The sequence below is a fragment of the Pelomonas sp. Root1217 genome, assembly GCF_001425705.1.
Classification (GTDB): Bacteria; Pseudomonadota; Gammaproteobacteria; order Burkholderiales; family Burkholderiaceae_C; genus Pelomonas.
In genome coordinates this window covers 520,507-538,789 of the sequence record NZ_LMDC01000027.1, presented here as the reverse complement: position 1 = coordinate 538,789, position 18,283 = coordinate 520,507, and the positions used below count along the sequence as shown (strand labels likewise).

16 protein-coding genes are annotated in these 18,283 nt (G+C 65.3%); 6 read left to right on the top strand and 10 right to left on the bottom strand.

Annotated features, from left to right (window positions below; translation table 11 throughout):
• Nucleotides 1–114: 114 nt before the first annotated feature.
• Together ASC95_RS20055 and ASC95_RS20050 are read right to left on the bottom strand one after the other, a co-directional pair.
• Nucleotides 115–1,512: an ATP-binding protein gene (locus ASC95_RS20055; protein WP_057299454.1), complete on the bottom strand. Its 1,398-nt coding sequence runs from the start codon at nucleotides 1,510–1,512 to the stop codon at nucleotides 115–117.
• The gene (locus ASC95_RS20050) at nucleotides 1,512–2,192 is read right to left on the bottom strand and encodes a response regulator (protein WP_057299453.1); all 681 of its coding nucleotides are present in this window, start codon (nucleotides 2,190–2,192) and stop codon (nucleotides 1,512–1,514) included. The genes ASC95_RS20055 and ASC95_RS20050 overlap by 1 nt, the downstream gene beginning before the upstream one ends.
• Nucleotides 2,193–2,242: 50 nt before the next feature.
• Between ASC95_RS20050 and ASC95_RS20045 the strand changes: the two genes are divergently transcribed.
• Nucleotides 2,243–2,992, top strand: a complete 750-nt coding sequence (locus tag ASC95_RS20045; protein WP_082567954.1) for a porin family protein — start codon at nucleotides 2,243–2,245, stop codon at nucleotides 2,990–2,992.
• A gap of 516 nt (nucleotides 2,993–3,508) precedes the next feature.
• Here ASC95_RS20045 and ASC95_RS30845 read toward each other — a convergent pair.
• Nucleotides 3,509–3,904, bottom strand: a complete 396-nt coding sequence (locus tag ASC95_RS30845) for a hypothetical protein (RefSeq protein WP_157256415.1) — start codon at nucleotides 3,902–3,904, stop codon at nucleotides 3,509–3,511.
• 178 nt (nucleotides 3,905–4,082) lie between these two features.
• On the opposite strand from ASC95_RS30845, the gene ASC95_RS20040 reads away from it, so the two are divergent.
• Nucleotides 4,083–5,717: an amidase gene (locus tag ASC95_RS20040; RefSeq protein WP_235537983.1), complete on the top strand. Its 1,635-nt coding sequence runs from the start codon at nucleotides 4,083–4,085 to the stop codon at nucleotides 5,715–5,717.
• 73 nt (nucleotides 5,718–5,790) lie between these two features.
• Nucleotides 5,791–6,663, top strand: coding sequence for a LysR family transcriptional regulator (locus ASC95_RS20035; protein WP_057299451.1), 873 nt, complete (start codon nucleotides 5,791–5,793; stop codon nucleotides 6,661–6,663).
• Here the strand turns inward: ASC95_RS20035 and ASC95_RS20030 are convergent.
• Complete coding sequence (locus ASC95_RS20030; protein WP_157256414.1) at nucleotides 6,660–9,203, bottom strand: hypothetical protein; 2,544 nt, start codon at nucleotides 9,201–9,203, stop codon at nucleotides 6,660–6,662. The two genes, ASC95_RS20035 and ASC95_RS20030, sit on opposite strands and share 4 nt — an antisense overlap.
• Before the next feature lie 316 nt (nucleotides 9,204–9,519).
• On the opposite strand from ASC95_RS20030, the gene ASC95_RS20025 reads away from it, so the two are divergent.
• The 3 genes from ASC95_RS20025 to ASC95_RS20015 all read left to right on the top strand — a co-directional run bounded on the left by ASC95_RS20025 (nucleotide 9,520) and on the right by ASC95_RS20015 (nucleotide 11,445).
• Nucleotides 9,520–9,876 carry a hypothetical protein gene (locus ASC95_RS20025; RefSeq protein ID WP_157256413.1) on the top strand — a complete coding sequence of 119 codons (357 nt, stop codon included), beginning with the start codon at nucleotides 9,520–9,522 and terminating at the stop codon, nucleotides 9,874–9,876.
• Nucleotides 9,877–10,546: 670 nt separating this feature from the next.
• The gene (locus ASC95_RS20020; protein WP_057299448.1) at nucleotides 10,547–11,002 is read left to right on the top strand and encodes a hypothetical protein; all 456 of its coding nucleotides are present in this window, start codon (nucleotides 10,547–10,549) and stop codon (nucleotides 11,000–11,002) included.
• Between the two features lie 74 nt (nucleotides 11,003–11,076).
• Nucleotides 11,077–11,445, top strand: coding sequence for an N-acetyltransferase (locus ASC95_RS20015; protein ID WP_082567968.1), 369 nt, complete (start codon nucleotides 11,077–11,079; stop codon nucleotides 11,443–11,445).
• A 97-nt stretch (nucleotides 11,446–11,542) separates the two neighbouring features.
• Here ASC95_RS20015 and ASC95_RS20010 read toward each other — a convergent pair whose 3' ends face one another.
• The 6 genes from ASC95_RS20010 to ASC95_RS19985 form a co-directional block, all read right to left on the bottom strand.
• Nucleotides 11,543–12,142, bottom strand: a complete 600-nt coding sequence (locus ASC95_RS20010) for a DUF3313 domain-containing protein (RefSeq protein ID WP_057299447.1) — start codon at nucleotides 12,140–12,142, stop codon at nucleotides 11,543–11,545.
• Nucleotides 12,139–12,417 (bottom strand): DUF1127 domain-containing protein, encoded by a 279-nt coding sequence (locus ASC95_RS20005; RefSeq protein ID WP_157256412.1) that lies wholly within the window; start codon nucleotides 12,415–12,417, stop codon nucleotides 12,139–12,141. Before ASC95_RS20005 ends, ASC95_RS20010 begins: the two co-directional genes overlap by 4 nt.
• Before the next feature lie 79 nt (nucleotides 12,418–12,496).
• A complete protein-coding gene (locus tag ASC95_RS20000; protein ID WP_057299445.1) occupies nucleotides 12,497–13,903 on the bottom strand; it encodes an efflux transporter outer membrane subunit in 1,407 nt (468 codons plus the stop codon).
• A gap of 189 nt (nucleotides 13,904–14,092) precedes the next feature.
• Nucleotides 14,093–14,824 carry a response regulator gene (locus ASC95_RS19995; protein WP_057299444.1) on the bottom strand — a complete coding sequence of 244 codons (732 nt, stop codon included), beginning with the start codon at nucleotides 14,822–14,824 and terminating at the stop codon, nucleotides 14,093–14,095.
• Between the two features lie 4 nt (nucleotides 14,825–14,828).
• Nucleotides 14,829–17,786 (bottom strand): ATP-binding protein, encoded by a 2,958-nt coding sequence (locus ASC95_RS19990; RefSeq protein ID WP_057299443.1) that lies wholly within the window; start codon nucleotides 17,784–17,786, stop codon nucleotides 14,829–14,831.
• The gene (locus ASC95_RS19985) at nucleotides 17,783–18,172 is read right to left on the bottom strand and encodes a hypothetical protein (RefSeq protein ID WP_057299442.1); all 390 of its coding nucleotides are present in this window, start codon (nucleotides 18,170–18,172) and stop codon (nucleotides 17,783–17,785) included. Before ASC95_RS19985 ends, ASC95_RS19990 begins: the two co-directional genes overlap by 4 nt.
• Nucleotides 18,173–18,283 lie beyond the last annotated feature (111 nt).

Below are 18,283 nucleotides of genomic sequence, written 5' to 3'. Positions count from 1 at the left end.
GTAAACAGGGCAAGGCCGGGGTCGCATCAAAGTTCTGCTCCATGATCTCGGCTCAGCGCTTGAGTCCGACGCTGGAGCGCTCGAATTGCTCTACACGCTCATTCGCGCCCGAACTCAGGCCGACGCCGAAAACCGGAGCTCCACGCGCAGCCCCTGGCCATCGGCACCCCGGGACAGACGCAGCGCGACGCCATGGCGTTCCGCCACGGCCTTGACAATTGCCAGGCCCAGACCACTGCCCGGCTGAGGCTGGTCGGGCACGCGGAAGAAGCGATCGAAGACCCGCGCGTGGAGCGCCTCGGGGATGCCGGGGCCACCGTCCTCGATCCACAGCAGCACGTCCGCGGCCTGCTCGATGAGGCCCAGCTCCACGCTAGAACCCGCAGGGGAGTATTTGATTGCGTTCTCGACGAGGTTGTCGATCAGCGACGTCAAGCCTCCTCGCTCGCCGTCGATCATGGCTTCGGTGTGGGCGCGAAGTTCGAGCTCAATGCGGCCGGCCCGCGCCAGGCCGCTCAGCGCGGCCAGCCGCTCTTGCACCAGCTCGGCCAGGCTGAGGCGGACACGGGCGCCGTGCAGGCGGGCGGCATCACTGCGCATCAAACCCAGTAGTTGGGCCACGAGACGGCTCGCGCGCGCGCTGCTGCGCACGAGGCCATCGAGCAACTCCTGGTCGCGCGGGTTGTCACGATGACTGCGCAGCGCCTCGACATTGATGCGCATGGCCGCCAACGGGGTGCGCAGTTCATGCGCCGCGTCGGCAATGAAGCTGCGCTCTCGCTCCATGCTTGCAGCGACGCGCGCCAGCAGCTGGTTCACCGCGCCAGACAGCGGGCGCAGTTCGCGGTAGCCGCTACCGAACTGCAGGGGTGCTAGGTCGTCCGGGCCGCGGCCCGCGATCTCCGCGGAGAAACGCTGCCACGGCCGCAGTGCGAGGCGCACCGACAGCCACGCCGGTAGCACCAGGAATGGCAGGCTGATCAGCAGTGGCAGGATCAGGATGCCGCGCGAGCCGAGTGCGAAGATGATCTTCACCGTGTGCCCGGAGCGGATCAGCGTCACGCGCGCATCCGACACCTTCGAGGCCTGGCTGTAGGTGCGCCAGGGCGTGCCATCAATATCCAGCCGCTCCAGCTGGCGCAGCTTGTGCGTGCGCAGTGCTCCCGGCTCCCCCGGCGAGGCGTAGACCAGCCGCTCGCCCTTCCACACGACCATGGTCTGGCGCAGGGCTGGGTCGTCTTCCTCGTTGTTCTCCCGGCGCTGGAAGACGTCGATGCGCAGCAGCGCCTCGGCCAGCTTGTCGGGCTGGTCGGCGAGCGCGTCGACCACAGCCAGGATCATGTCCGCACGGGGGCTGGCCAGCGCGGGTTCAAGGATCTCGTCATAGCGCGCCGTATCGTGGATCAAATAGGCAAAGGCCGCGCCCCACAACAGCAACACCAGCGCCATCTGCGCCAGCACCAGCCGGCCCACCAGGGACGAGAACAGCATCACGCGAAGGCGGGACAGCATCAGCTCGGAACCCCTGCGGGGTCGCTGCGGTCAATGACATAGCCGACTCCACGCACCGTGCGGATGTAGCCCGGCCCGATCTTGCGACGCAGGTTGGAAATGTGCACATCTAGCACATTGCTCTCGTTGTTCAGACCGCCAGGAAGCACTTGCTCTTCGAGCATCCGTCGCGTCAGTACGCGGTCGGCGCGCTTGGTCAACAGGCTCAACAGGTCGAACTCGCTGCGCGACAGCTCCACGGCCTTGCCGTCGACGGTGACCCGCATGGTCGCGACGTGCAGTACCAGCTTGCGGATCTCCAGCGTCTCACCAGCCATGCCGTAGCTGCGGCGCGCCAGCGCACGCACGCGCGACACCAGCTCGGCCAGCGCGAAGGGCTTGACGAGGTAGTCGTCCGCCCCGCGGTCCAGCCCGGCGAGCCTGTCGGCCAATGCATCGCGGGCGGTGAGGATCAGCACCGGCGTCGTTTCTGCATCGCGGCGCAGACGCGCCAGCAGCGTCAGACCGTCGCCATCGGGCAGGCCAAGGTCTAGCAGCACCAAGTCGAACGGCCGGCTGTCGAGCGCCTGCAGCGCGTCGCCCAGGCGCCTGACCCAGAGCACTGACAGCCCCTGGTCTTCCAGCGCGATACGCACGCCGTTGCCCAGCTCAAGATCGTCTTCTACCAACAGGATGTTCATGTCAGGAATTTGACCGGCGCCACATGAAGAAAGCCTGAACCGCCGGGCGGATGGTGCCCGTTCATCAAGTCTTCAGGAAGGCTTTGGCTTCGGTTCATCTGCGATTTCGACACTGCATTGGCGCCGAAACACAGCTCGGCCGTCGGCACCGAATGCGAAGCACGGCCAGCCGGCCCACCTTCATCCGCTTCGACAACTCACAGGAAACCACCATGAACCGCCTCCAATTCGCCGCGCCCCTGCTCAGCATGCTCGCCATCTCCTCCGCCTGGGCTGCCAACGTGGATGCCGCGCAGGCCACCGGCCCCTATGTGGGCGGTGCCATCGGCCGAACCTCGTTCTCCGCAAGGAATCTGGGCCTGCCCAAGATTGCGAGCGACGAATCCGCTCAGGCGAGCAAAGTCTATGGTGGCTACCGGTTCAGTGACCTGGTCGGCGTCGAGGCCGGCTATGTCCGGCTTGGCTCAGCCATCGAGACGTTGACCGTGGGCAACCAGGCAGTGTCGCAGCGCGTGACGGCGCGCAGCCTCTACGTGGCCGCCACAAGCCGCCTGCCGCTCTCGACCGACTTCGCGCTGACGGGCAAGGCCGGCGTCTCCTTCGGCAAGTCCAGCAGTGCCAACCTGTTGCCGGCCTCAGCCGACATGACAGGCTCCAAGCGCTCCTTCATGTGGGGAATCGGTGCCGAATACCAGCTGACGGATGCGATCGCACTGACGGCGGACTTCGACCACTTTGGGCAGTTGTCGAACAAGGTGCGCGCGAATCTTTTCAGCGCGGGCGTCCGCTATCGCTTCTGAGCAATTGGCTTGCATCGCCGCGGCACCAGCGCCGTCCGGCCGTGTGTCAAGGCAGTGCGCCGCTCTCCTGGCACACCGCAAAGACGCACCGGCACCGGACCGGGAACGACTCAGATCAGCCTCAGCCGACGGCGCGCCAGAAAGAGGCGGTTGTGCAGCGGCTGTCGTCACTAGCGGTCGAAGGCTGGGCTCACGGTGCTCCGTATGAAGCGGTCTCGATATGAGCACTACGTCCCTGGCGTCAGATCACGTCCAGTTCGTCATTTAGGCCAGTTCCGGGTCGGATGGGTCGAGCGATCAGGCCGAGGGCCGCGTGAAAATCTGGTTCACCGGCCGCCTTAAACCAGCTGCGAGGCGGGCAGCTGGCCATCAACATTGGTGTTCCCTCAATTGCGGGTGACGGAGCCAGCGTCAGCACCGTCGCGCTGCCAAAGGCAGCCGCCAGAGTGGTTGCAAACGCGAGCATCTGGCAGTGCACACACACCGGGCGGGTGCGAAGTGGCGTCCGCTCGGCATTCATGACTGCTTCCCCGTGTTCACATCGCTCTCCCGACCACCCGCCGGGAGCTGCCGCTCAGCTTCAGGTCCGTCGAGACGGTTACATGGCGCGGTCTTTGCACTTTTGGTGAGCTCTAAGGAGCGCCCCATTGCCAGCAGCGAAGCCCCGAGCATCAGCGCTCGGAATGCGTTGCGATGACTGGCTGAATCTCGATTCGTCTTGTTCAATCGCATCACCTTTTTCAGCGCCATGAATGCGGCGCTCAGGTGAGATTTCGCCTTGTGCGTACCGATCCAGTGTTTCGAACCATCGGCTGCTTGTTGCCGTTGAAACGCGAAGCACCAAACTGACCGTGCTGAGGGTGGAATCGGATAGAGGCACAACGTCATCCTGACCCATCGCGTGCGTTTCATCTGAAATCTCGCGGCCATTGCGCGCAACGCGCATATCACCAGCCGAAACCATAGTGGCGTCACTGCGGCTGTACCGCAGATGCCCGGAAGTACCGACGGCAAGACTAGGACCCTTCGAGCCTCGGCGCCGGTGTCATCCCATCTTCAATTGCGGCCGCTCACGCCGCGGAGGTTTCCCATGTTCAAGAAGTCACTTCTAGGCGCCATCATTTCCATGGGCCTCGCAGCTTGTGGCGGCAGTCCCGGCATTCCCAATGTCGACCTGTGCAATGGCGACCCCAAGTGCAGCAGCCCTGCCTCCAGTGATATCGACGTCGCCGCGCTTTCCATCGACGAGATCAGGGCCGGCTACATCACCGGGCGATTCACGTCAGAGGAAGTGACTCGCGCCTATTTGCGTCGCATCGAGGCGTATGACCCTTCGTACAACGCCTTCACGACGCTGTCCAGTGACGCTCTCGTGCAGGCACGAGCTATCGATCAGCGGCGCGCTCGTGGCGAAGTCCTCGGCCCGTTGGCGGGCGTGCCCGTGGTGGTCAAGGAGTCTATGGACGTGCGAGGCATGCCCTCCACCGCCGGGTGGGCTGCGATGAGCAAGCGCAAGGGCGGCATGGACTTCTTCCCGATCGACCACGCGGTGGTGGTGCAACGGCTCGTCGATGCTGGAGCGATCATCATCGGCAAGACCAACATTCCTGCCTTCAGCGACGACGGCACGCGCGCCAACACGAGCTGGGCGGGCCCGACCTACAACGCCATCGACCGCAACCTTGCACCCGGAGCCAGCAGCAGCGGCACTGCCACGGCGGTAGCTGCAGGTTTTGCCACCGCCGGCCTGGCCGAGGAGACGGGAGGCTCGATCCAGAATCCGTCAGCGGCACAGAGTCTGGTGGGCATCAAGCCAACCTTCGCACTTGTACCGACTGCGGGCGTCGTGCCTCTGGCCGGCAGCACGCGCGACGTGGTGGGCCCGATTGCGCAGAGCGTGCGCGACGCCGCGCTGGTCCTTGACGCGCTGGCCGGTTACTCGGCCCGTGATCCCAAGACCAGTGCTTCGGATAGCCATATTCCGGCTCAGGGCTACACAAGCTTGCTGAACGTCCAAGCGCTGAAGGGCAAACGCATCGGACTGTACGGGCCGGGATGGAACACGGCCAACCTGTCGCCTGAAACCGAAGCCCTGTACCGCAAAGCGATCCAGGAGCTCATGGCACGCGGCGCCACCGTCGTCACCGACCCGTTCGAACGCAGCGGCTTTGCCGAACTGGCGCTGGCTGGTGAACCCTACGACTACCGGGGCACCGAATCAGCAGCGTATGACCTCAACAACTACCTCAAGGGGCTCGGTGTGCCCTCACTGGCAGCGCTGAAGAACCAGGTCCATGCCTCGCCCTTCGATGCGGGCGGAACCCTATCTTGGTACGTCGACGCGCTACCGACGCTGAAGGCTTCCCTGGCGCAACCCGACCAGGCACCGCCGCTGGAGCCCTTCTTCGCGCTGCGCGCCCGGTATCTGCAGGTCTTCAACGGCGTAATGGCCGCCCAGCAACTGGACGCCATGGTCGTTCCACAAGCCTTGGAATCACTGCCTGCGCTTTTCAGCGACAAGGTGATCGCGGAGACCTCAATCTCGGCACTGGACGTCGCCGGCCTGCCCGGCGTCACCGTGCCGGCTGGGCAGTATGCGAACAAGGCACCGTTCAGCCTGCTGTTTGTCGGGCGCGCGTGGGACGAGGCGAGTCTGCTGGCGCTGGCCTATGACTACGAGCAGGCCACCAAGCACCGCGTCAAACCCACCTTGCTCGCCAAGTGAATTTGCAGGAGCCCTGTCGTCCAGGTTGCGGCCGCAAACCTCGCGCCCGGGAACGGCCGCAGCCCGCAAGCGCATGAGCGAAAACGTCAACATCGAGATCGAGATGCTGCGCACGTTCGCGTCGCTGGTCGAATTGCGCAGCTTCACCTTGGTCGCATCTGTGACCGGGCGCTCCCAGTCGGCGGTGAGCCAGCAGCTCAAGCGCCTGGAAGAGATGCTCGGTCAGCAACTGCTGCGGCGCTCCGCACGCGGGGTCAAGCTGACCGAGCAGGGACGGATCCTGCACGAGTACGCGGTCGAAACCATCAACCGCAATGACAGGATCTTCCGCGACTTCCGATCGGCGCTCGGGCTGGGCCCGAGCTTGCGGCTGGGGCTCGACGAGCATGTGCTGTCGCGGGAGGTCGGCGTGCTGGCCCATTTTGGCAAGGCCAGCCTGGCTGCCGGCTCGATGAGCGTGACCCAGGCCAGCACCGAGGAGCTTCTGCGGGCGTTTTCGGGCGGCCAGCTGGATGTGGTGATCGGCGTGGCGACAGGCAGCGTTGCCGGTGCCGTCGATCTGTGCCGGGTGCCGCTTTCGTGGGTGGCTTCGCCACGCTTCAGAATCGCACCGCACGCCGTGATCCCACTGGTAGCCCCCATGGGGTCGCACCCGCTTCGCAATGCTGCAGTCAAGGCGCTGGACCAGGCGAAACAACCATGGGAGCTGCGCTACGTGGCCAACAGTGCCACGGCCTTGCAGGCTGGCATCGTTGGCGGACACGGCATCGGGCTGCTGCCCAGCGCCATGCTCGACGAGCGACTGGTCGCGCCGCCTGACCTGACCCACTTGCCAAGCCCCGGTGCCCTTCATGCCTTCGCGCTAATGCAACGCGGCGCCGGGTTTGAAGGCCTTGTCGAAGAGGTCCGCAGCCACCTGCTGGACCTCTTTATGGTCGAGGCCTAGTTCACTTTGGCACGAGCGGCGCTCGCCGAGGCGGTCTGGCCCAGCTGCACGGCCAACACGCCATGGCTGCCAACGCTGAGGCCGCCGTTGGGTGCCAGGCTGAACACGGTCTCATTGGCGCTCGGGCTCAGCGTGACGGTCCAACTCGTGCCCGGGTTCAGCCCCGACACCATCACGCGCTGCACGCCGCTGGGCAGCCGCACGGCCGTACCGGCGACGGGCGGCACGCCAAGGTCGGTCGTGAAGAGCACGGCCGTCGTGCCGACCACCACTCCTGTTAGGTCGGTGCCGGCATGGCTTTGCAAGCGCACCGTCGGTGCGGCTGTGGCGTTGGCGTCAAAGGCCTGCAGAACATGCAGGAAGAGTTGGTTGCGCGGGTTGACGGTGTCCTCCACCCGCAGGCGGTAGCCGCCTGTCCAACTGGTCTTGTCGGCCGACATCGGGTCGAGGCTGGCCTTCCACATCTGGTCAGATAGGGGCAGTACCGGGCCCTCGACGGCCACGCGCGTCGTCTGGCTCTGCGGCAGCAGCGTGCGAACCTCCAGTCGCTGCCCACCCGGCGTGTTGGCGTAGACCCGGTCGCCCATCACCTGCGGCGCCGCATTGCCGCTGGGCAGCATCATCATGAAGCGCTTGAAGCGGTTGTCGGTGCTGGTGCGGGCACGGTCGAACACGACAAGGGCATCGGGCTGAATCCAGAGCATGCTGCGGCTGGCGTGCGTCACCTCCTTGGCATTGCCACTGCGAGCGTTGTAGAGATTGGTCGCATCGCCGTTGACGGCCATGAAGCCATCCCCCGAGCCCGCGCTGAGGATGCGCGGGTCGCCATCGTGCATGCCGAGGATGAACTGGCTGCCACGGGCCAGAAAGGGCGCGTGGTAACTGCCCACTGCAGCCGCAGGATTGTTCTGGATCACCAGCGTGTTCTTGAACTCCGACAGCGCAGCGCCCGATCCGTAGGCCGACAACTCCTTGGTGATCCACTCACCCTTTCGCCAGAAGTCAAAGCCATTGCCATCGCCATGCTGGTGGTCGATGGTGTTGTAGCCGAGCTTGAAGTCCAGCATGCGAACTTCGGCCGCATCGTTCCAGCTGGTGCGACCTTGGAAGCGCCCAACCCCACTGTTCAGTTGAGCCAGAGGGAGGTTGGAACGCGGATCGGAGGGCACGGCCTGAGTAGGATCGAAGGTGAGGAAGTAGAAGATCGAGCGAACGATGTTGTCGTCGTTGTTGGCGCTGGCAACCAGGCGCGACGGGTGGTTGGGTGGCGCGGTGTACTGCAGCCACTTCGCAGCGTTCAGCTCCGCGCTGTTGCCGAGATAGCGTGCCGCCAGCGCCAGCGGGCCCATCACGCGCATCGGGTCCTGAAGATAGAGCTGCTCGGCGTCGCCAAACCACGAGGGCTGATAGGCTTCACCGTAAGGCGTCTTGACCTTTTGCGTCGTCAGGCTGTGAAAGAAGCTGGGCAGCACGCGGCTGAACAGCGGATGGTTGCGCAATTGCACCTTCTCGCCGTAGAGTTGGGTGTTGTCCATGCCCGAGGTATGGATGGCCAGCATCAGCCCGTAATAGAAGCCAATGGACTCGCCGTACTCCATGCCCTCGGGGCTGATGCCGCCCGAGCCATCGCCACGGTAGGCCGCGTCGCTCATGTAGAGGTAAGTGCCCGTGGCCTCATGCATGTAGTCGCGCAGAGCACCGTTACTGTCGCCTGCAACAGCCGGGTCGGCGCGGTCGTCGGCCGCATCGATGACATTGGCCATCATGAACATGTTCCGACCGTGGGCCATGAAGTAGTTGTTCATCGAATAGCGCAGTGCCTGGCGGCGCGGGTCACCCAGGTCCAGAAGGGCCGGACTGTTGCGGCGCGCGGCGCCCGCCGGCAGGCTGCCAGGGTTGGTGTGAAAGTAGGTGGCAGACGGGTAGCCGTCGCGGTCCTCGGCACACCAGCGCAGGAAGACGCGACGGACCTTCTGCTTCTCGGCAGCGCTTAGCGTTGGGTAAATCCAATCCACTGCCAGTGGGAAGGACTCACCGCTCCAACGGCCGCGGTCCGAGGATGCGAAGCTGTCGCTGCGGAACTTGCCGCTGCCGACACCCTTGTCGGCTTCGTCGATGACGGAGAAGAGCGCGCGCCGGGCAGTCTGCACCCAGCGCGCATTGCGGGTGGGGTCGGTATCCACCAGACTCATGAACGCCAGCAGTGCCGCATAGGACTCCGTGGCATAAGGTGTGTAGGTCGACCCACCGTTGTCCTGCCCGGGCACCGTCCCGTTCTCGACACGGTTCGCGGCAGTAGTGGCCAGTTGCATCAGGCCGCCGGAGTTCGCCGTGCCGAACATGGGGTTGGACGCCGTCGCCCAGCTGCGCAGCCGGGCCAGATCGTCCTGGCGTAGCCACAGGCGCGGATGGCCGCTGACGGGGGTGCTGTTCGATGCTGCGTTGACCCGCAGCTCGGCGGTGTTGCTCAGTACACGCGTGATGCCATCGGACACGAGGACATCGAACTGGGCACGGTCATCGCTGCTGGTCGTGCTCACTTGCAACTGCGCGCTGACTGCGCCGGGAATCGGCGTGCCATTGCGCCGCCATTGATACGCCAGAGTCGGACCCAGCGCTTTGACCGAGAAGGTCGCCGTGGTTCCTGCCGTCGTCGTGACAGGAACTGGCTGAGTCGCAATCTGAACGTAGGCGATAGCCTGACTGGGCGTCGGCGCTGGCGATGGCACTGGGGTCGGCGCCGGCACTGGACTAGGTGCGGGGGTAGGAGAGGGAGCAGGCGTCGGTGCCGGCGCAGGCGACGGACTCGGCGTTGGTGTGGGCGCGGGCGCAGGGCTGCCCGCCGCCACCACACGGATGCTCAAGGCCTCGCTCTTGGCCGCGCCAGCTCCGGTGGCCTCGACCTGTACGGCCTGCTCGCTGCCCAACATTGAAGCGGTTAGGGTCACGGTGGCCAGGAGCTTCGTTGCCGATACGCGAACTACGGTTGCGCGCTGGCTGCCGACCCAGGCCACGGAGTTTTCGCTGAACGAATCGCCGTTCAACGTCAGAGTGACCGCGCCGACCGATGCTTTCATCGGTGTCACCGACCAAAGCCTGGGAGGTGTCTGCGTGACCGTCGCCACGGCCTTGCCGGAAACGTCGGGCTTAGCGGTGCTGGTGGCTTTCACCTCGATCGCGTTCAGCGTCGGCACTGCCTTTGGTGCCGTGTAGAGCCCCCCCGCTGAGATCGTCCCGACCTGCGAGTTGCCACCCGGCACACCGTTCACGCTCCAGTTGATCGTCGCGGGCGTGATTGGTACATACGCACTGAACTGGCGGGTCTGACCTACCGGCACATTGCCGCTGCTGTACACCACGATGCTCTGTGCCATCGCCAACGAACTCAAACCAAATGCGGCTGCCATGCCCTTGAGCAGGGCTGAGCCCAGTTGGCTTAGTGGCTCTTGTTTGCGAAATCGCATGTCTCACGCTCCAGTGCAAAGGAACCTGGTACAGCGCAATTGGCATGCCGATGGCATCGGCCGATCTGCCTTTTTCTTGGGCAAGCTAATAGCCACCGGGTATCACGCGATCCGAATTCGCCAACTTGATGCAAGCATTTGAATAGCTCATGACCATCGGCGAGCGCTCAAGCCGAGTTGACAAGAAACGTCATCCTCATGGCCGCAAAAGTGACGAGATCAGCAAGGTCTGACAAAAACTGGCAACGCAGCCACCGGCCATCGCTGTTATGACCTGACGAATCACCCGGGCGAATACATGCAGTTGCCGGGCGCTGAACCACTTGGCGGCGAGGCCAGAAGCTGTTTCACTCGCCCGTTTCGGTCACTAGCCGCGCCGCTGCGATGCCGCAGGGCTGCGTAGAAGCGGTCGTCCAAACATGCAAATTCTTCCCTCCCTCGGTCGTCTTCAGAAACCTCTTCTCGCGCTTTCGATCCTTTACTTCGCCGCGAGCCTCGGGCACTTCGCGCACAACGCGGAATTCATCTGTGAATACCCGAAGCTGCCACAGTGGCTGACGAGCGCGAAGGTTTATGGGGCGTGGCTGGCGATCACCTCTGTGGGCGCTCTCGGCTACGTCCTGCTGAAGAAGTCGTTCTTGTCCCTGGGTCTTGCGGTGCTGGCCGTCTATGCCGCCATCGGCTTTGATGGCCTGGGGCACTACGCCGTCGCACCGATGCAATTCCATACGCTCGGCGCCAACATCACGATTCTCAGCGAGGTTGCCGCAGCGGCCCTGCTTCTGTCGGCGACGCTGCTTGCGTTGACGCTGCATCTGAGCGGTGTGCGCAAAGACCAGCGTGCGAGCGACCTACCCGCGAACTGTTCGTCGTGAACGAGCCCTCAATCACTCGTCGCGCGGCTTCTATCAAGGACGTGCCGTTCTTGTTGAAGCTGAGACATCAAACGATGGATGAACACCTGGCTGCATCGGGCATCACCGTCGACGAGGCCGAGCACCTGGCGCGTGTGATGTATCGGTTTGAGTCCAGTGAGTTGCTGCTCGTCGGCAATGAAGCCGTTGGCCTGCTGAAGCTGGCGCGCGAAGGGCAGGAGTGGGAACTCATTCAAGTGCAGCTGGTGCCGAGGCTGCAACGACAGGGGCTTGGCGCCGGGATTCTCCGGGAGGTGATCGCCGAAGCTGAGGTGGCAGGCGCAGCCCTCTCGCTCAGCGTCCTCAAGGCAAACCCAGCGCGATCCTTGTACGAGCACCTCGGCTTCGTCGTCGAAGGCGAGGACGGCCATGAGTACTTCATGCGCCGACTGGCCCGACCATAGCTAGGCCATGGCCAGGAGCAGGTAGAACGCGAGCGCAGACGCCACAAATGTGCAGGGCGTGGCCAAGTGCATGTGTCGACGCATGGTCATTCCTCTTTCACGGGCGGGTTGGTGTCCGCAGCAGCGTGCCGAAATCGTTCGCCGCTTTGCTCAGCGCGAGCTGAGCAGGAGCGAGTTTGCTGAAGCGCGACTTGAACTCTGACAACGGAGCAAAGTGCCCCAGAGTCAGCGCCGCCAATTGCTCGCCCGTAGTCGCGTCGATCGCCTCCATCTCCACCGAGGCGCCGCCGCGATCCAGCGGAACGATGAATACCAGTGCAGATACGGCGTTGAGCGCCGGCGACACCGTCTCGACTCGCGTGATGGCGGCGCGCAGGATCGCAGGACGCCCCAGGGGCGAGCTTGGCAGCTCGCGCAGCTGGGTGGCGAGTTCCTCGTTCAGATGGCGCAGCAGCAGGCCACGCTCTTCATCGCTGACGTCCCCGCTTGAGGCCATGTGCCACTCGACCGCACCGATGGACACCTGGCTTGGATCAATGGCGATGGCCGACCGACTACGGGTTGAGCCGCCGTCGGGGTCAGGCGTCAGCCCCGAATAGTCGCTCAGGAAGTTTCCATGAGCGGTGACCATTACCGTGCTGCAGGCGCTGATGCAGGCCAGGCAGGCGACCGAAAGGAAGCGCTGAAGGGCATTCATGACCTGCTCCAAGATTCCGACCCCGGCGACGTGCGTTCCAATGACCTTTCGGCGACAAACGACTCGATCTGGCCGCGGGTCAGTCCGATATCTCTCAGTTGCTGGCAGTCAAGCTGCGACAGGATCTGCACGTCTTTTCTGTTGCGCTGCGCGTTGGCGCGGGCCGTCGCCCATCTGAAATAGGCGTCGACGATCAGCGAGCAAATCTCGGCAATCTGCAGTGGAGCCGTCTGCTGGGTGACTCGCATCGGCGAGTAATTTCGATTTGAGACCATGAGGTCCTCCGGCAAATGTGTTGAGCGCTTCGCGCCAGATTGGCTATGCGAGGTGTCGCTAGGGCCGATAGACCGGGCCTTAAAGCCGGCTCAGCGCAACGACACTTGATCCCGGCAGCGACGCCAAGTCGGCCGCCCCCGGTGCGGGGGCATCGGCCCCAGGGCCGGCCGCCAGTGCCTTGTAGACGGCCAACTCGCCAAGGCGCTGCTGGCGCAGTGCCTCCACCTCGTCGAGCTGGGCCTGAAAGAGCTGACGCTCGGCATCCAGTTCGTCGAGCCGGCTGAGTCCGCCTGCTGCACGAGACACGTGCGCCAATTCAAGCGTTCGGTTCAGCGCCTTGACGCGACGCCGGCTGGCATCCAGGCTCTGCTGGCGAATCTCGAGCGACTGCATCGCTTCGCGGGCCTCGGCCATGGCTTTCAAGACGGCCTGGCCGTGACGAGCGCGCTGCGCCTGCACGCGCGCTTCTGCCTGCTCAACACGGGCCTCTGTCCGGCCGCCATCGAAGAGGCTTTGCGTGAGGCTGCCGGCGAGCGCCCAGGCCATCCCCGTTGCGCTGAACAGCTGGCCCAGTTCACGCACATCCGAACCCAGGCGACCGCTCAATTGCAGCGACGGCAGGCGCGCAGCCTGGCTTTCCTTGACGTTGGCGGTGCTGGCAGCAAGCAGATGAGCCTCCTGGATCACATCCGGCCGCCGCGCCAGAAACTCACCGAGCTCCCCAGCGGGCAGACGCGGCGCCAGGGCGGACGAGCCCTCCAGTGCAGGCGTGAAGGCCGAGAGTTCGCCGTCGCCGACCAGCAGGGTGAGCGCCGTTCCCAGCTGCAGATGCTGGCGGTGAAGCTGGGCGAGCGTGGCTTCGGCGGCGGCAAGTTCGACCTCGACGCGTCTGACCTCGAACTCGGCACCCGCACCGGCATTCAGCTCGACGCCGCGCAGTTCGAGCGCCCGCTGGCGACCTTCGACCACCGACGCGGCGATCTGCCGCTGACGCTCCAGCGCGGCCAGTCCAAGATGCAACTCCGCCACCTGGGTGCTCACGCTCCACGCGAGCGCCTTGCGCGCCCACAGCTCCGCGCCGAGCCGCGCACGGGCCGATTCGTTGGCGGCGCCGACCCTGCCCCAGAGGTCGACCTCGTAGCGCATTTCCAGGCCGACGCTGTACTGCGTCATCGCACCGATGCCCTGCACAGGCGCCGTGTCGGTCGAGGCGCGCGCACGTGAGGCATCGCTCGCCAGCAGCACGGAGGGCAGGCGGGCGCCCCCGGCCTCCCGCAGGATCGCGTGTGCCTCACGAATGCGCGCGGCTGCCACGCCCAGGTCGGCATTGCGCTGCAGCGCCCGCTCGATTCGCTGGCTCAGTCGCGCGTCGCCAAGTTCGCTCCACCAGGCCTCGATGGGCCAGAGTGCGGACGATGGTGTCGCGGCATGCACAGCCGCGCGGTCTGGCGCCAGCGGGCCGCTCGCGCAGCCACCACCCAGCACTGCGGCAGAGAATGCCGCACAAACGGCCAGCGCTCTAGCCCCTGTGCGGACCACCGGTTGATTCGGCTTGTTCAATCGCGTCACCTTTTACCGCGCCATCGAGCGGGCGCTCAGGTGACATTTCGCCTGCTGCGGATTGCGCCTAGGTTTCGAGCTCCCGGCCTCGGGTTGCGATTGAAACGCAGCGCATCACCGGATCACACCGACCTCTGCATCGAACAGATAGCCTTCCCCGCGCTGCGTCAGGATGAAAGTCGGATGGCTCGGGTCCGGCTCGATCTTGCGACGCAGGCGCAGGATCTGCACGTCGATGGATCGACCATAGACCTCGGCGTTGTGCAGCCGTGAGAGATCCAGCAGTTGGTCCCGGTTCAGCGTGCGACGCGGTGCACTGAGAAATGCCACCAGCAGGCTGAACTCACCGTTCGTCAGTTCCACCGAACCGCCTTGAGGGTCCTTCAGGCGCCGAAGTCCGACGTTCAGCTCCCAGCCGCCGAAGCGGTATCCACGCGCCCGGTTCATCAGGTCGGCCACGCTGGCGCTGGCCTGCGCTCGGCGAAGCAGGGCACGGACGCGCGCCAGGAGTTCACGCGTCGAGAACGGCTTGGTGAGATAGTCGTCGGCCCCAAGTTCCAGTCCCATCACGCGATCAGCCTCCTCGGCGCGCCCCGTCAACATCAGGATGGGAATGGTGCTCGAGTACTCGCGCAAGCGCCGCGCGATCTGCATGCCGTCTTCGCCTGGTAGTCGCACGTCGAGAACCACCAGGTCCACCGTTTCCCTTTCGATCAGGCTGAACAGCTCGGCGCCGGTGGCGAATGCGCGCACTCTCAGCTCGTTGTCGCCAAGGTATTCGCTCAGCAGATCGCGCAGCGTAGGATCGTCGTCGACAGCTGCAATCAGGGGCTTGGGATCAGACATCCGATCACTCCTCGTCCCGCCTGGGGATATTGGCAAGATGGGGTCCCTGGGCTCGCAGGGCCTGGGCAAGCGCTGCGCCGAGTTCGGCCGCCATCAGAGGCTTGTTGAGCACCTGAACGATACCCAGCTCTCGCGCCCTCACCTGCAGCGCGGGCGTCACAAATCCGCTCATCATGACGACCTTCAGATCGGGTGCAAGCTCCCGCACCCGTTCCACCAACTGGGTGCCCGTCATGCCGGGCATGGCCTCGTCGCTGAGCAGCAGATCAAAGCGCCCAGGATTGTGTCGCAGCGCCTCCAGTGCCGACTCGGGCGACATGAAGCCGACCGGCTCGTAGCCCAGCTCGGCGAGCGCCTCCTCCGCGAGGCCGACGAGCGATTCCTCGTCGTCCACCACCATCACGCACTCGCCTTTCCCAAGCTCCACAACCACCGCGCGCGGCGTTGGGCGCACCACGCGCTCGCCCCGCACCGGGAGGTAGACCGTGAAGCAGCTGCCCTCGCCCAAGGTACTGCGCACATCGATGCCGCCATCCAGATCGCTGACGATCCCGTGCACCATGGACAGGCCCAGGCCGGTGCCCACACCCACCTCTTTCGTGGTGAAGAAGGGGTCGAAAATGCGCGACAGCAGCTCGGGCGACATGCCGGCACCGCGGTCCTCGACCGAGAGCTTGAGATACCTGCCGGGCTCCAGGCGCGTCGTGCTGACGGCGCAGGCCTCCTCGATCGTCACCAGTTCCAGCTCGACATTGATCGTCCCGGCCGATTTCATCGCCTGGGCCGCGTTGAGGCACAGATTCATGACCACCTGGTGGATCTGTGTCGGGTCTCCCAAAACGCCGGCGTCGCCCGCGGCGAGCCGGCTGTGCACTTGCACGCCGGCCGGCAGCGTCGCCTGCAGCGCATCCAGCGCTTCCTGCACGACCGATTCGACATGTACCGGCACCCGCTGGCCCATGCCGCTGCGACTGAAGGCCAGGATGCGCTCGACCAGTGACTTGGCGCGCAGCGCGGCTGCCAGCGATGCGTCGATGTGGCGGCGCAGCGCGCTCCCTGGCTGGGCCTCCTTCTGCGCCATCTCCCCGTAACCCAGGATGCCGGCCAGGATGTTGTTGAAGTCGTGCGCAATGCCGCCCGCCAAGGTGCCGATGGCCTCCATCTTCTGCGCCTGACGCAGCTGCTCCTCCAGGTGCTGTCGCGCCAGCTCGGCCCGCTTGCGCTCCGTGATGTCGACGGTGACGCCAGCAATGCGAAGACCTTCGCCACCGACATCCTCGAAGCGCTGCGCGCGCATCTGGATCCACCGCTCGCCCTGCGGCGTCACCACGCGCAGTTCGTAGTCCGCTCGCTCGACGCTGCCACTGATGAGCTCGGCACTTCGCATGCGCACTTGCTCGAGATCCTCGGGCGCAAGGCGGGCCGCCCTGAAGAACGCCTCCCGCGTGCTGACGGGATGGTCGGCGGGCAGGCCGAATAGCTCGCTGAACTTGTCCGACACGAACATCTCGTCCGAGGCGGTGTTCCACACCCAGTGGCCGCCCCGGGAGCCGGCCATCGCCAACGCGTAGTGCTCCTCGCTGCGTTGCAATGCCTCCTGGGCGCGCTTGCGCTGGTCCACGTCGATCACCGACCCCGCCAGGCGCGCCGGGCGGCCGTCCGCGCTGCGCGTGCATAGCGCCCGCACATGCACCCAGTGATAGCCTTCGCCTTCGCCGCACACGCGGTACTCGAGCTCGAAATAGGGGCTGGTGCCATGCAGGTGGTCCGCCAGCCTTTGCCTGAATCGAGGCTGATCTGCGGCGTGGACCGCCAACGCGCGGCGCAGCTCGCCGATGGACTGAAGCTCAGGCTGAAGGGGCAGCCCCAGCAGCTCGCGGGCGCGGGTCGAGACAAAGGCCGTGCCGTTGGGGATGTCCCAGTCCCACAGGCCCATGTCGGACCCCGCGGCGGCCAGCGAATAGCGCTGCTGCGAGACCTGCAACTCGCGCTGGGCCCGCTGGGCCCGCGCCAGTTGCCGAAGCCCCGCCCACAGGAGGCCTGCGGCGAACAGGCACAGCACCAGCGTTCGCAGGGCGGTCGCCTTCGCACCTTCGATCCAGGGCGTCATCGCCACGTCGTAGTCCTTGGAGACGGCCACGATCAACGGGTAGCCCGGCACGGCACGAACGGCGGCGAAGTGGTCTGCCCCGTCGACTGGGCTGGGCAATCGAGTGAATGCGGCATCGACCTTTGAGCCCGGTGGCAGCAGCCGGTCCACCACGTCGATCCGCTTGCCCAGGCTCTCCGGCACGGCGGGTTGGCGGGCCAGCAGCCAACCGTTGCGGTGGATCAACGCCACGCGGGTTCCCTGGGCGCCGTAGCCGTCACGGTAGAAGTTCTGGAAGTAGTCGACCCGCGCGGGCGCGCCGACGACGCCAAGAAAGTTTCCTGCGGCGTCTTCCAGCCGCAGGCCGATCGGGAACACCCACCGGCCGGTGCCGGGTATGGGTCGCACCTGATCGATCAGCAACTCGCTGCCGGGGCGCACGCGCAGCAGCGAGAAAGGTGTCTGCGCGGACACGTTCATGCTGCGCGTCACGCTGGGCGGCATGTGCGAGGCCAACTTGACGCCGCCTGTCGAATCCACCAGGACGAGCCCTTCCGACTGCACCAGACCGTCCATGCGCTTGCGCAGCAGCGCTGGCAACACGTCTTCGTCCTGCATCAGGGCCGGCTGTTCACGGACACGCTCGGCGAGATCGCGCAGCACCACCTCGATGGCCTGCACGCTGCGCGCGGTCTGCTCGGCAATGACTCGCGCCTGGGCCGAGAGCTCCTGTTCAGTGCTGCGCAGAGCCGCGTGATAGCCCTGCCAGATCTCATAGCCAGCTTGCAAGGCCAGCGCGGCGATCACGAGGCCGCCGCTCCAGGCCAGCCGACGCACGGAAGGCTGGAACAGCCGACGTGCGATCTTGCTCATGTGCCAAGGACCTCCATGACCGTTCGCATCAGCACCTCCTCGGTCAGCGGCGTGGCTAGGACGGCTGCGACGCCCAGCTCATTGGCGACGGCACCTCGCGCCGGCACGGTGGGGAACAGCGTCGGCGACAGCAGGATCACGGGCGCACCCGGCCAGCGCACGGAGATGCGGTCCAACCACTGACGCTCATCGCGACGCGGGAAGGCGCACTCGGCGAACAGCAGGTCCGGCGGTGCTTCGCTGGCGGGCGCCAGAACCTCCAGCCCCACCTGCGAGAGCCAAAGGGTGAGCAGTTCGGCCGTGTCGCGCCCGACGTCGACGAAGCGGACCTTGCCCTCGCCGAAAGGCCGGGTGGGAGAGCGAGCTTGGGTTTGGGTGAATGACACGGTACCGCGGAGATGGAGAGGGAATGTCAGTCTGGCAGCGCAGTTTGGCAAAGCCGTTGCCAACCTGCCGCCTTCAATTTCAGTTGCAACCAGGCCATGCCAGGCGCTCTC